At 36.4% G+C, this 13,471-nt stretch carries 13 protein-coding genes; 7 read left to right on the top strand and 6 right to left on the bottom strand.

The window, feature by feature from the left end:
• The first annotated feature begins 194 nt into the window (after nucleotides 1–194).
• Nucleotides 195–1,310, top strand: a complete 1,116-nt coding sequence (locus RBB48_RS20080) for a M20 peptidase aminoacylase family protein (RefSeq protein ID WP_088061565.1) — start codon at nucleotides 195–197, stop codon at nucleotides 1,308–1,310.
• Between the two features lie 193 nt (nucleotides 1,311–1,503).
• Complete coding sequence (locus RBB48_RS20075) at nucleotides 1,504–2,112, top strand: SAM-dependent methyltransferase (protein WP_088061567.1); 609 nt, start codon at nucleotides 1,504–1,506, stop codon at nucleotides 2,110–2,112.
• 49 nt (nucleotides 2,113–2,161) lie between these two features.
• Here the strand turns inward: RBB48_RS20075 and ahpF are convergent, their stop codons facing one another.
• Together ahpF and ahpC are read right to left on the bottom strand one after the other, a co-directional pair.
• Nucleotides 2,162–3,688, bottom strand: coding sequence for an alkyl hydroperoxide reductase subunit F (gene ahpF / locus RBB48_RS20070; protein WP_000599491.1), 1,527 nt, complete (start codon nucleotides 3,686–3,688; stop codon nucleotides 2,162–2,164).
• A gap of 14 nt (nucleotides 3,689–3,702) precedes the next feature.
• Nucleotides 3,703–4,266 (bottom strand): alkyl hydroperoxide reductase subunit C, encoded by a 564-nt coding sequence (gene ahpC / locus RBB48_RS20065; protein WP_000924420.1) that lies wholly within the window; start codon nucleotides 4,264–4,266, stop codon nucleotides 3,703–3,705.
• Between the two features lie 589 nt (nucleotides 4,267–4,855).
• On the opposite strand from ahpC, the gene mtnK reads away from it, so the two are divergent.
• Genes mtnK through RBB48_RS20050 form a run of 3 tightly spaced genes read left to right on the top strand, consistent with a single transcriptional unit; the run spans nucleotide 4,856 to nucleotide 7,837 of the window.
• Nucleotides 4,856–6,085, top strand: coding sequence for an S-methyl-5-thioribose kinase (gene mtnK, locus RBB48_RS20060; protein ID WP_306007995.1), 1,230 nt, complete (start codon nucleotides 4,856–4,858; stop codon nucleotides 6,083–6,085).
• Nucleotides 6,086–6,097: 12 nt separating this feature from the next.
• Nucleotides 6,098–7,141, top strand: a complete 1,044-nt coding sequence (mtnA, locus tag RBB48_RS20055; protein WP_141542812.1) for an S-methyl-5-thioribose-1-phosphate isomerase — start codon at nucleotides 6,098–6,100, stop codon at nucleotides 7,139–7,141.
• Between the two features lie 54 nt (nucleotides 7,142–7,195).
• Nucleotides 7,196–7,837, top strand: a complete 642-nt coding sequence (locus RBB48_RS20050) for an L-fuculose-phosphate aldolase (protein ID WP_000926561.1) — start codon at nucleotides 7,196–7,198, stop codon at nucleotides 7,835–7,837.
• A 40-nt stretch (nucleotides 7,838–7,877) separates the two neighbouring features.
• On the opposite strand, the gene RBB48_RS20045 is transcribed toward RBB48_RS20050, so the two are convergent.
• From RBB48_RS20045 to RBB48_RS20035, 3 genes are read right to left on the bottom strand one after another with little or no spacing between them, the layout of a single operon-like run.
• Nucleotides 7,878–8,885, bottom strand: a complete 1,008-nt coding sequence (locus tag RBB48_RS20045; RefSeq protein WP_088061572.1) for a FecCD family ABC transporter permease — start codon at nucleotides 8,883–8,885, stop codon at nucleotides 7,878–7,880.
• Nucleotides 8,882–9,922, bottom strand: coding sequence for a FecCD family ABC transporter permease (locus RBB48_RS20040; RefSeq protein ID WP_002096896.1), 1,041 nt, complete (start codon nucleotides 9,920–9,922; stop codon nucleotides 8,882–8,884). The genes RBB48_RS20045 and RBB48_RS20040 overlap by 4 nt, the downstream gene beginning before the upstream one ends.
• A 48-nt stretch (nucleotides 9,923–9,970) precedes the next feature.
• Nucleotides 9,971–10,888, bottom strand: a complete 918-nt coding sequence (locus RBB48_RS20035) for an iron-hydroxamate ABC transporter substrate-binding protein (protein ID WP_000732569.1) — start codon at nucleotides 10,886–10,888, stop codon at nucleotides 9,971–9,973.
• 331 nt (nucleotides 10,889–11,219) lie between these two features.
• On the opposite strand from RBB48_RS20035, the gene RBB48_RS20030 reads away from it, so the two are divergent.
• A complete protein-coding gene (locus tag RBB48_RS20030; protein ID WP_001070939.1) occupies nucleotides 11,220–12,269 on the top strand; it encodes an NAD(P)/FAD-dependent oxidoreductase in 1,050 nt (349 codons plus the stop codon).
• A gap of 263 nt (nucleotides 12,270–12,532) precedes the next feature.
• On the opposite strand, the gene RBB48_RS20025 is transcribed toward RBB48_RS20030, so the two are convergent.
• Nucleotides 12,533–12,901, bottom strand: a complete 369-nt coding sequence (locus tag RBB48_RS20025) for a hypothetical protein (RefSeq protein ID WP_046953739.1) — start codon at nucleotides 12,899–12,901, stop codon at nucleotides 12,533–12,535.
• 179 nt (nucleotides 12,902–13,080) lie between these two features.
• On the opposite strand from RBB48_RS20025, the gene RBB48_RS20020 reads away from it, so the two are divergent.
• Nucleotides 13,081–13,320: a helix-turn-helix domain-containing protein gene (locus tag RBB48_RS20020; RefSeq protein WP_002006755.1), complete on the top strand. Its 240-nt coding sequence runs from the start codon at nucleotides 13,081–13,083 to the stop codon at nucleotides 13,318–13,320.
• Nucleotides 13,321–13,471: the final 151 nt, after the last annotated feature.

The raw sequence follows: 13,471 nt of genomic DNA, 5'->3' as shown, positions 1-13,471 counted from the left end.
ATATGAGCGTCAATAAAAAACAGAAAATAAGGAATGTTCTATCGTTATAAAGTGAGTGGAAATAAGTTGTCGATCGTATTTAAAAATAAATAATTGACTTTTTTCTTAAAATTCAATATGTTCATAAAAACATCTGTTTTTCATAAGTATAATTAACCTGAATGGTTTTGGAATTTGGGAAGGAGAATGTAGCTTTGAAAACATTAGAACTACAAGAGCGGTTAACTGAAATTTTTCAGCATTTACATGAAAACCCTGAAGTGAGTTGGAAAGAGTATGAAACGACAGCGTATATTACTAACTTTTTAAAAGAAGAAGGAATTTCATATAAAATATTTGATGATTGCCCAGGCGTGATTGCTGAAATTGGAAGCGGAAATCCAGTTATTGCAATTCGTGCCGATATGGATGCACTTTGGCAAGAAGTGGACGGAGAGTTTAAAGCGAATCATTCATGTGGTCACGATGCTCATATGACAATTGTGATGGGGCTTATTTTACAATTGAAAAATATGAGATGGGATAGTGGAACGGTTAGATTTATTTTTCAGCCGGCAGAGGAAAAAGGAAATGGTTCTTTAAAGATGGTAGAGAAGGGTGCCGTGGATGATGCTGACTTCTTATTTGGTGTTCATCTAAGACCGATTGAAGAACTACCTTTGAAACAAGCTGCCCCATCTATTCGTCACGGAGCAGCAGGATTTTTAGAAGGAACGATTCATGGAGATGATGCACATGGGGCACGCCCACATCAAGGGATAAATGCAATTGATGTCATTTCTATGATCAATATCGGTTTGAAAAATATATGGCTACCACCGCAAAGCTCATATTCAGTGAAGATGACAAGGTGCCAGGCTGGCGGGGATAATTTGAATATTATTCCGGGTAACGGCCATTTTAGCTTAGATGTTAGGGCAGAGAGTAATACATTATTAGAAGAATTGAAGAAAAAAATAGAACATGTAATAGAATCGGCCGCATCTATGGGATCGAAAACTTCATACAAATGGATCGACCTTGCACCAGGAGCTGAAGTGTCAGAAGAAGCTGAGCGCTTTATGCGAAAAGGCATTCTTGAAGTGTACGGGGAAGAGGGATGCACTGGACCACTGTATACGACAGGAAGCGATGATTTCCATTACTACACAGTGAAGAGACCACATTTAAAAGCTGTCATGCTTGGACTAGGTGCCAACCTACAACCTGGATTACACCATCCGTATATGAAGTTCGATCATAGTTGTATTATGGATGGAGTAGAAATATTGAAACAAACTGTATTGAAAGTATTAGAGGACAGGGGCTAGATAGCTCCTGTTTTTTTGTAGGAATGTGTCGTTAAGTCGATATATTGAAAAAATCGTTGATATATTCTAAGTTACGATAGATATATTCAGAAAATCATTCATATAATTTCACGTATCAGTTAACTTGATGCAAAATGAGTCTTCAGTACATGGTGTATAATAATAAGTACCATTTTCTAATAGGAGAAGACGAATGAACGAACAATATTACGATGCAGTATTACATATAAAAACTGTCGGTGAGCAAAAGGGTTTTAACAAGTCTATGCATTATCACCGTTATGAACCGACGCCATATAGCGGATTAGATGAGTTATTGAATCAATATGAAATAAGAAGTAGCGACCGGGTTGTAGATTTTGGATGCGGAAAAGGACGATTAAATTTTTACATGCACCATAAGTGTGGTGCTTCAGCAGTTGGAATTGAAATGAATGAAGAGTTTTATAAAGAAGCAATGGATAATTTTGAGCGCTATGCACGAAAGGTAAGAAACAGTAAAGATAAAATTGGGTTTGAATGCTGTTTAGCGCAAGAATATGAGATTGATCCACGTGATAATCGGTTTTATTTTTTTAATCCATTTTCTGTACAAGTGTTTATGAACGTAGTAAATAACATTTTGCTTTCGGTAGAGGAAACAGAGAGAGAAGTAGATATTATTTTATACTATCCTTCTGAAGATTATATTTTCTTCTTAGAGAACCAGACTACGTTTGAGCTGAAGAGAGAAGTAAGGTTGCCAGGTGCTTATGAGAAGAATGGGAATGAGAGGTTTTTAGTTTATACATTAAGATTATAAAAAAAGCAGGTGCCAAGGCACCTGCTTTTTTTTACTCACGTCTATATAATTAGTTACGGATTAAGTAATCAAATGCACCTAAAGCTGCGTTTGCACCTGAACCCATAGAGATGATGATTTGTTTGTACGGATTATTTGTACAGTCACCTGCAGCAAACACTCCTGGTACGTTTGTAGCGCCGTGCTTGTCTGTTACGATTTCACCGCGAGCGCGTTCAACTGTTTCGCCTAACCAGTCTGTGTTTGGCACAAGACCGATTTGTACGAATACACCTTGTAATTCAACGTGATGAACTTCTTCAGTTTCACGATCGATGTAAGAAATACCGTTTACTTTATCAGTACCAGTGATTTCTTTCGTTTGAACGTTTTTCAGAACAGTTACGTTTGGTAAGCTGTTAAGACGCTCTTGTAATACAGCATCAGCTTTTAATTCTGGCATGAATTCAAGAACAGTTACGTGCTTAACGATACCTGCTAAGTCGATAGCTGCTTCAATACCAGAGTTACCTCCACCGATAACTGCTACGTCTTTTCCGATGAATAATGGACCGTCACAGTGTGGGCAGTATGCTACACCTTTATTTTTGAACTCAGCTTCACCTGGTACGCCAACGTTACGCCAGCGAGCACCTGTTGAAACGATTACGCTTTTACTTTTCAGAATAGCGCCGTTTTCAAGTTCCACTTCAATAAGTTCTTTTTTCTCTAAACGTTTTGCACGTTGTAGATTCATTACATCGATGTCGTATTCTTTTACGTGCTCTTCAAGGCTTGCTACTAGCTTAGGACCTTCAGTGCGTTTTACGCTGATGAAGTTCTCAATGCCCATAGTATCCATTACTTGACCACCGAAGCGCTCAGCAACGATACCAGTGCGGATGCCTTTACGTGCTGCATAAATTGCTGCACTTGCACCAGCAGGGCCGCCACCAACAACAAGAACATCGTATGGATCTTTATCAGAAAGCTCTGATGCATCTGGACCGTTACCCATTTTAGCTAAAATTTCTTCAAGTGTCATACGACCGCTTCCGAAAGATTCGCCGTTTAGGAAAACTGTTGGTACTGCCATGATGTCTTTGCTTTCTACTTCCTCTTTGAATGCAGCGCCATCAATCATAGTATGTGTAATACCAGAGTTTAGAACGCTCATTACGTTAAGAGCTTGTACAACATCAGGACAGTTATGACAACTTAGGCTGATATAAGATTCAAAATGATATTCGCCTTGAATGTTTTTAATTTGATCGATTAATTTTTGTTCAACTTTTGGAGCGCGTCCACTTACTTGTAGTAAAGCTAACACTAATGAAGTAAATTCGTGTCCTAATGGAATACCAGCGAATACGACACCAGTGTCTTCACCAGGGCGATTTACGCTAAAGCTTGGTGTTCTCTCTAATTCGACTTTTTCTACTGTAATCTTAGATGACATAGTAGCTAATTCGTCTACTAGAGCTAACATATCTTTAGATACGTCGTCGTCTCCAGCGCTTACTTTAAGTAAAATATCGTTCTCCATTAACTGAAGGTATTGGGATAGTTGTGTTTTTATATCTGCATCTAGTATCATTTTGATCGAACTCCTTAGATTTTGCCTACAAGGTCAAGGCTTGGTTTAAGTGTTGCAGAACCCTCTTGCCATTTAGCTGGGCAAACTTCACCTGGGTTGTTACGTACGTATTGAGCTGCTTTAATTTTGTTAACAAGAATGCTTGCGTCACGGCCGATACCGTCAGCATTGATTTCCATAGATTGGATAACGCCGTCTGGATCGATGATGAATGTACCACGAGCAGCAAGACCTTCTTCTTCCATTAAAACGTTGAAGTTTGTAGTGATTGTGCGAGTTGGGTCACCAATCATAATGTATTCGATTTTGCCGATAGTTTCTGAGCTATCATGCCATGCTTTGTGAGTGAAGTGAGTGTCTGTAGATACAGAGTATACTTCAACGCCTAAGTCTTTAAGAGTTGCATATTGGTTTTGTAAGTCTTCAAGTTCAGTTGGGCAAACGAATGTGAAGTCAGCTGGGTAGAAACAAACTACACTCCATTTTCCTTTTAAACTTTCGTCAGTAACTTGGATAAATTCTCCATTATGGTAAGCATTAGCTTTAAACGGTTTTACTTCTGTGCCGATTAATAACATATTAAAATTCCTCCTAAATGTTGGTTTTGAGCATCAAAAAATAGTGTGCTCATAAAATATATTTTTTAATTAACTATAATAATTCTAATTCGATATTAATTATCATATAGAAGTGGTTATTTTGTCAAGAGAATAAACCAACTTTATATCAATTTAATTAATATTTATTCTCAATTAAGGTTGTTAGAGAATTAAAAGGTAGTTTTCATGTAATCGATTTTCAACGAGTATGTAAAAGAGTAGTGCGTATGTTAGAGACATGGTGTAAGTATAAATTGTTAGGAAGGGAATATTTCTTAGAAGTTGTGGATTTGAAAAGGGATTGCTTATTTCTATTTTACAAAGAATTGTGCGATAAATAAAATAAAATGAATTAGAATCTTTTTGAACATTTTTTGTCATCTAAAATATATAATTAGGAAGCATATTGCAGTGATATAGAAACATTGACTCAAGATGTTAACAAGATATAATAAAATCTAGATATACCTTTCAAAAAGAAGAAGATATAATATAGGATAAAAATTTTTCAACCTATTATTTTTTATAGCTTTTAGAAAACGCTTACAATTAGTGTGGAGGGGAAACCATGTCTAAGTTCACAAAGTATTTTTTAATGGAAGCTAACGATGTGATTGTATATGTGAAAGAGAAATTATGTGAGTTTGAGGATGCAAAGGGGTTACAGTGTAAAGAAATAGGCGATGGTAATTTAAATTATGTATTCCGCGTTTGGGATGAGCAGAAGAATATTTCTGTCATTGTAAAGCAAGCTGGGGATACAGCAAGGATTTCAGATGAGTTTAAGTTGTCGACGAATCGTATTCGTATAGAATCAGATGTTTTGCAGTTAGAGGAGGAGTTAGCACCTGGGCTTGTTCCAAAGGTATATTTGTTTGATAGTGTGATGAATTGTTGCGTAATGGAAGATTTATCAGACCACACAATATTACGTACAGCACTTATAAATCATCAAATATTTCCGAGGCTTGCTGACGATGTAACGACTTTTTTGGTAAACACACTTTTATTAACATCGGATGTTGTAATGAATCATAAAGAGAAGAAGGAGCTTGTAAAAAACTATATAAATCCTGAATTATGTGAGATTACAGAAGACCTCGTATACGCTGAGCCATTTACAAATCATAATAAGCGTAACGAGTTATTTCCGCTAAATGAAGGATGGATTAGAGAGCATATTTATAGTGATAAAGAGCTTCGTATGGAAGTAGCAAAACGTAAGTTTTCTTTTATGACGAATGCACAGGCACTTATTCATGGTGATCTGCATACTGGTTCCGTTTTTGTGAAAAATGATTCCACGAAGATTATTGATCCTGAGTTTGCCTTTTATGGACCGATGGGATATGACGTTGGGAATGTAATGGCGAATTTAATGTTTGCTTGGGTGAATGCAGATGCGACTATGAAGCCTGGGGCTGAGAAAGATGCGTATATGGGTTGGCTACAATCGACAATGGTAGAGGTAATTGATTTATTTAAGAAGAAGTTTTTAAATGCTTGGAATATTCATGTGACCGAGATTATGGCGAAGGAAGAAGGCTTTAACGAAGTATATTTACAATCTGTATTAGAGGATATAGCTGCAGTGACGGGCCTTGAGTTAATTCGTCGTATTGTTGGGCTAGCGAAAGTAAAGGATATTACTTGTATCGAGAATGAGGAAGCACGTGCCAGAGCAGAACGTATTTGTCTTCAAGTAGCGAAGAAATTTATTTTACGGGCTAATCAATATAAAACAGGCACAAGTTTTGTAGAAACGTTAAAAGAACAGTCAATGCACTACGCGAAGTAAGGGGAGAAGATGATGGAAGAGCAATTAATACCCATTCAGTGGAAAGATGATTCTTTAATTTTATTAGATCAAACATTATTACCGAATGAGGTTGTCTATGAATCTTTCAAGACAGCTGAAAGCGTGTGGGATGCCATTCAAGTAATGAAAGTAAGAGGAGCACCAGCGATTGGTGTTTCGGCAGCGTATGGTGTGTGTTTAGGAATAAAGGAAGTTATTCAAAGTAAGATGGAAGACTTTATAGAGGAAGTCAAAAAGGTATGTGCATATTTGGCAACATCAAGGCCAACAGCAGTAAATTTATTTTGGGCACTTGAAAGAATGGAGACAGTCGCGACAGAGAACTCACATTTATCAATCGGCCAGTTGAAAGATAGATTACTAGAAGAGGCAAAAGAGATTCATAGAGAAGATGAAGAAATTAACCGTCAAATCGGAGAACATGCATTAACGTTATTCCATGATGGAATGGGAGTGTTAACACATTGTAATGCTGGTGCGTTAGCGACGACTAAGTATGGGACTGCGACAGCTCCAATGTACTTAGCGAAAGAAAAAGGATGGGACTTAAAAATCTTTTCGGATGAAACACGTCCTAGATTACAAGGTTCAACGTTAACAGCATTAGAACTACAGCGAGCGGGGATTGATGTTACTGTCATTACGGATAATATGGCAGCTATGGTCATGTCACAAGGGAAGATTGAGGCGGTAATCGTTGGGTGCGACCGTGTGGCAGCAAACGGTGATGTAGCAAATAAAATTGGGACATTAGGCGTATCTATTTTAGCAAAATACTACAACATTCCGTTTTATGTAGCAGCACCAACACCGACAATCGACTTAAAAACACCGACAGGAAAAGAAATTCCAATCGAGGAAAGAGATGCTTCTGAAGTGATTAATCGCTTCGGACAATATTCTGCTCCGAAAGAAAGTAAAGTATATAATCCGGCATTTGATGTCACACCACATGAAAATGTAACAGCGATTATTACGGAAAAAGGGATTGTAAAAGCACCGTTTACGGAGAACTTAAAAAAGCTATTTCAATAAGTAGATAGATTTAAAAAGTCAGTCATCATAAGCTTCATACTTAGGGGGATGTATATGTTATTACAAAAAGAAAGAGAAGAAATTGTAGCGTATGGAAAGAAAATGATTTCTAGCGGTTTAACAAAGGGGACAGGCGGCAATATTAGTATTTTCAATCGTGAACAAGGTCTTGTTGCGATTAGCCCAAGTGGTTTAGAGTATTATGAAACAAAACCTGAAGATGTAGTTATATTAAACTTAGATGGTGAAGTGGTAGAGGGAGAGAGAAAACCGTCAAGCGAGCTCGATATGCACCTTATATATTATAGAAATCGTGAAGATATAAATGCGCTTGTGCATACACATTCACCTTATGCGAAGACAATTGCATCATTAGGGTGGGAGCTTCCTGCTGTATCATATTTAATTGCTTTCGCAGGCCCGAATGTACGCTGTGCACCGTATGAAACATTTGGTACGAAGCAATTAGCAGATGCTGCTTTTGAAGGCATGATTGATCGCCGTGCCGTTTTACTTGAGAACCACGGTTTAATTGCAGGTGCAAATAACATAAAAATGGCGTTTACTGTTGCAGAAGAAATTGAGTTTTGTGCGCAAATTTATTATCAAACGAAAAGCGTCGGAGAGCCGAAGCTATTGCCAGAAGATGAGATGGCGAATTTGGCGAAGAAGTTTGAAGGGTATGGGCAGCAGTAAATGAAGAAACACCCTCAAGATTTCACTCTTGAGGGTGTTTCTATGCCTTCTTAAGCAACAAATACATAAAGTAAGGAGCACCAATTAAAGCAACGACAATACCTGCTGGGATGCCATTAGGATCAACGATGTTTCGTCCGATTGTGTCTGCTAATAGCAATAGCCATCCGCCGATTAAAACGGCGATAGGCATGAAAATTTGATGTCTTGGACCTACTAAAGATTTCGCGATATGAGGAGCCATTAGTCCGATAAAGCTAATTCCTCCTGTTACGGAAACAGCTGCAGCTGCAAGCGCAACGGCTGCAACTAATAAGTATCTGCGTTCTTTTTCAATTTCAATTCCAACACCGATTGCGACTGGCTCGTTTAATGCTAGAATGTTTAATCGATTTGCTTTATAGAAAACGAACGGAATTAATACGATTAACCATGGGAGCATTGCTAAAACGAAGATCCAGTCATCTCCCCAAATATTTCCGGCAATCCATTTTGAAATAAAGTCCACTTTCATACGATCAGCGGATGAAATAAGGACAATCATCATTCCAGATAGTGCAAATGCAAAACCGATACCAGTTAATGTTAATCGTATTGGCTGAAGTCCAGTTGATTTACTATATGAAAATACGTAAATTAGAACAGCTGTCAGAAAAGCCCCGATAAATCCAACGACAGGTAGTAAATAAAGGAATGAACCTACATCTATTGGAAAGTATAAAAAGAAAATAGCAACAGCAACACCGGCCCCAGAGTTGATTCCGAGAATACCAGGTTCAGCTAAATCATTTCGAGTAATTCCTTGCAGAATAGCCCCTGATAAAGCGAGAGCCATACCAGCTAATAATGTAATAACAATTCTAGGTAGTCTTAAAGAGTATAAAACAAACTCCTCTTTAAAAGTCCCCTGTCCCATTAATGTTGGGAGTAGTCGATCATAAGATAAAGATGCTGAACCAAGTCCCATTCCAACTACAATGGTGGTGATGGTCAGTATTAGTAAAGCGAGTATAATAAGACGTTGTTTTCTTAGAATAGATTGCATCATGAGAATGTTTTTCCTCCTTTACGTACAACGAATAGGAAGAATGGCAGCCCTACAATTGCGACAATAGCGGCAACTGGTGTTTCGTATGGAGCGTTAATAGTACGTCCGATTGTATCTGCAAGTAGCATAAAGGAAGCTCCAGCAATTGCTGACATCGGTATAACAAATCGGTAATCTGGACCGACAATTGGGCGTACCATGTGAGGTACCATTAAACCGATAAATGCCATATTTCCGACAAGCGCTACAGAAGCACCAGCAAGTAAGATAATAATGATAAATAGAATGGTTTTAATAACAATAATTTTTTGACCTAATCCAATAGCCACTTCTTCACTGAAACTAAGAACTGTCAATTTTTTTGCTAGTAAGATAGCGATAAAGATACTAATTGAAATGACTGGAATAATAATTTTTAATTGACTCCAAGTAGTTCCAATTACGCCCCCAGCAGTCCAAAGTGATACATCTTGTGAAATTTTGAAGTAAATGCCGACTCCTTCTGAAATTGCGAGTAGAAATGCTGAAACGGCAGCACCGGCTAATACAATTCGAAGAGGGGATAGCCCGCCTTTTTTCACCATACCAATTCCAAATACCATAATTGCGCCAATTGCAGCACCAATAAAGCAAGCAAATGTTAAGTAAAGATAGCTGATGGAAGGATTGAAAGCAAGTGTCAGTGCAAGCGCAGCATTTGCTCCACCAGATAGCCCTAATAATCCAGGATCTGCAAGTGGATTTCGTGTTAATCCTTGCATAATTGCTCCAGAAACAGCAAGTCCAGCTCCTACAAAAATAGCAGCAACTTCACGTGGCAAACGTATTTCGCGAATAATAGATATTTTGTCCCCTTTAGCGGAGGAAGTAAGTGCTAACCATACGTCTTTTATTGAAGTATCTGCAGCACCTAATACCATTGCTACCATAAAAATAAGAAAGAATGCAATTATGCTCAAAATTAGTTTGTATGTAAAAGCTATAGAACGTGGATTGTCGTGATCTTTTGTCATTCGTTTCACATCTTTTCTGTTCATAGAATAAAGGAAGAGGAATTCTTAAATTAAGAATTCCTCATGTTTGTATTATTTACCAAGAAAGCTTTTCTTGAAGAAGTCTAGTTGGAAATCTAATGTAAGTGGATCATTGAAATAGAATTCCATCATGTTTGCTTCGTATACGCGATTATTTTTTACTGCTGGGATGTTTTTATATGATTCTGTCTCTTGGAATGAGTTATCAGTATCTTTGTTTTTACTTACGATTAAGTAATCACCAGCAAACTCAGGTAATACTTCAGTAGATAATGCGTAGTAACCTTCTTTTAATGCTTTTTCTTTTACTTTTTCAGGCATTTTTAATTTCATTTCTTGGTATAGAATTTCTGTTCCACGGCCCCAGTTTTCGCCGTATACATAAAGCTGTTTGTTGAAGTTTTCTACAACAGAAACTGTTGCATCTTCACCGATTTTTGCTTTAATTTCTTTACCAGCGTCCTGTGCACGTTTCTTGAAGTCATCAACCCAAGTTTTTGCTTCTTTTTCTTTGTTTAATAATTTACCGATTTCTAAATGCTGTGTTAAGTAATCAACTTTTCCGTAAGTGTACGTTACAGTAGGAGCGATCTTCTTTAACTTATCAACATTTTTAATATTTGATAAACCAATGATTAAATCTGGATTTAGTTCAGCGATTTTTTCAACGTTTTCATCTGATACTTCAGCAACATCTTTAAGTTTGCTATCAAAGCGTGGGTTTTGTTTAGACCATGAATCTACCCCAACAAGATTTACATCTAATGACATCACGTTACCAGCGAATGATGATAAAACAACAACACGTTTTGGATTTGCAGGAACTTCTACTTTACCATTTTCAGATTGGTATGTAATTGTTTCTGATTTACTACCTTTTGCATCGTTCTTTTTGTCTGTAGAGCCATTGCTACAAGCGCTCATAACAAGAACGAAAAGAACTGTTAGTGAAATAAATAACTTTTTCATTGTCTTTCTCCTTTAACATAGATGATATTTGTATATAATAATTTGTTTAACTGCAATCTTTTTGAAAGAGTAGTGGTAATGCAAAATGCTTATTAAAAATCTTGAATATGAGATTCTACAATATAGTATTAACCATATTAATAAAAGAAGATGTAATCTCAAATTTACTAATTATTAACAAAATGATAATGATTATCACTATTGATTCTTTAAATAATATAATTTTATATAGGTGTATTGTCAATAGTAATTTTGATTGTAAATTTTGCGGAAACAGGTTATATTTTATTGAGAATGATAATCAACGACTAGTAGCTGAGGAGTGACACGAATGAATCAAGAAGAATTGTTTGATGTAACTGTGATAGGCGGAGGGCCTGCAGGGCTTTATTCAGCTTTTTATAGTGGACTCAGAGAGATGAAAACGAAAATAATAGAATTTCAACCACAGTTAGGTGGAAAAATACATGTTTATCCAGAGAAGATGATTTGGGATGTAGGAGGGCTGCTGCCAGTTACAGGTGATAAATTAATTGAACAACTTGTGCAGCAAGGGCTAACATTTAAGCCAGAAGTGGTATTAAATACAAAAGTAGAATCGATTATTCGTAACGAAGATGGCACTTTTACGTTAAAAGCAAGCACTGGAGAAGAACATTTTTCAAAAACAGTTATCGTCGCAACTGGAAGTGGTATATTGAAACCTCAAAAGTTATCAATTGAAGGTGCTGAGCGATTTGAAGTATCTAATTTAAATTATACAGTGAAATCTTTAAAGCGTTTCAAAGGTAAGACGGTCATTATTTCCGGCGGAGGAAATTCTGCTGTTGATTGGGCAAATGAATTAGAACCAATTGCGAAAAAAGTGTATGTAACATATAGAAAAGAAGAATTATCTGGTCATGAAGCACAAGTAAAACAACTGCTGAACAGCTCGGCGGAGTGTTTCTTTAATACATCGATTACAAAACTCATTGCTGGTGATAATCATGAAGCGATCGAATATGTAGAATTAACGAATCATGAAACAAGTGAAATTTCACATTTACCTATTGATGAAGTGATTATTAACCATGGATATGAACGTGACATTACGTTATTAGAAAATAGTGAGTTAGACGTTGCAATTATAGATAATTATTATATTGCAGGTAATGCGAATAGTGAGTCCTCTGTAGATGGATTATATGCTGCGGGAGATATTTTAAAGCACGAAGGGAAATTACACTTAATTGCGGGAGCATTCCAAGATGCTGGAAATGCTGTAAATAAAGCGAAACAATTTATTCAACCAGATGCAAGTGAGTACGGAATGGTTTCTTCGCATAATGAAGTATTTAAGAAGAGAAATCGTGAATTGATCAAGCAGATGATGAAATAATAAAGTTAAACTGTAATCAGTGGGGCTATTCCCAGCTGAGTATGGCCGCGCACTAATAGCGGGATAAAGAAACAAGTAACCCCCATTTACTTCTCTTCTCGAGTGACGAGAGAAGAGAAGTAAATGGGGGTTTTCCTGTTTACTATATTTTCAATCATTGTAATGACACCGGTTTCATCAGTTCATGTGATATGAACGTTTTATTTGTAAATCTTCCTAGAAAACAATGAATCTATGTTTTACTGCCGCAGAACAGTATTACATTATGCTGTCCCTTTAGCTCGTTCGTTAGGAAATGGCATATTTAATATGGAGGCAATGTACTGTTTTCCATGCATTCGAGCTAATGATTCTAATATTTGACGGACGCGTTTTGTAAGATGTCCTTGTTCCTTTATAGCTTCACAATATGCGTCATAGAAAGCGTATTTAGCCCAAAGGAAATCATCTTGTTGGAATAAAAAATGATTTTTGTACCATTCCCCAATTGTATGGTAACAATTGTTTTCATGTATTGCTGCGCTTTGAGAAAGAATACGATCAGATAAAGATGTAGTTAAATGAGAAATTGTGTTTTCTGTTTCAAATTGTAATGTTTTTTCTAACATTGTAATGATGTGACGAGTAGCCATATGTTAACTCTCCTTTGTGTAAATGGGTAATACCATTCTATATTTAAAAAATCCTTACTATATTATTATACAATATATGGAATGCATCCACCTTCTTTTTAAATTGCATTTACAAAATCTTTTTTATTTGTTTACAAAAATAAAGTAAGATACAGTATATATGAAAAAATAATAAAGGAATGAACGCGTTGTATATAACAGTAGAAGAAGCTGCGGAGTATTTGAATTTACCAAAGTCGTATATTGAAGAGCTAATTCAGCAAAAGAAAATTCGTGCACTATTTGATGGAGAGCAATATTTATTAAATAAAGAACAATTCAATACACATTTAGAACAAATGGAGAAATATAAGCAATTAGTGGAAGATATATTGAATGAACCAATTCCAGAAGATATGGATGTTAAAGACGAAGATTAAACTATGGGAAATCCCGTATGAAGATATGCAGAAATGTATCTTCATACGGGATTTTTTGTTTAAAGATATTAAAAGCCTAAGGAGCGTTTAGCATTTCTTCGAATTTTGATAGGTAGTAGTCTACCATGTTAAAAGCATATTTTTTTCTAGC

The sequence above is a fragment of the Bacillus sp. MMSF_3353 genome, assembly GCF_030733445.1.
Taxonomy (GTDB): Bacteria; Bacillota; Bacilli; order Bacillales; family Bacillaceae_G; genus Bacillus_A; species Bacillus_A wiedmannii.
This window is presented reverse-complemented; position numbering and strand designations above follow the sequence as displayed.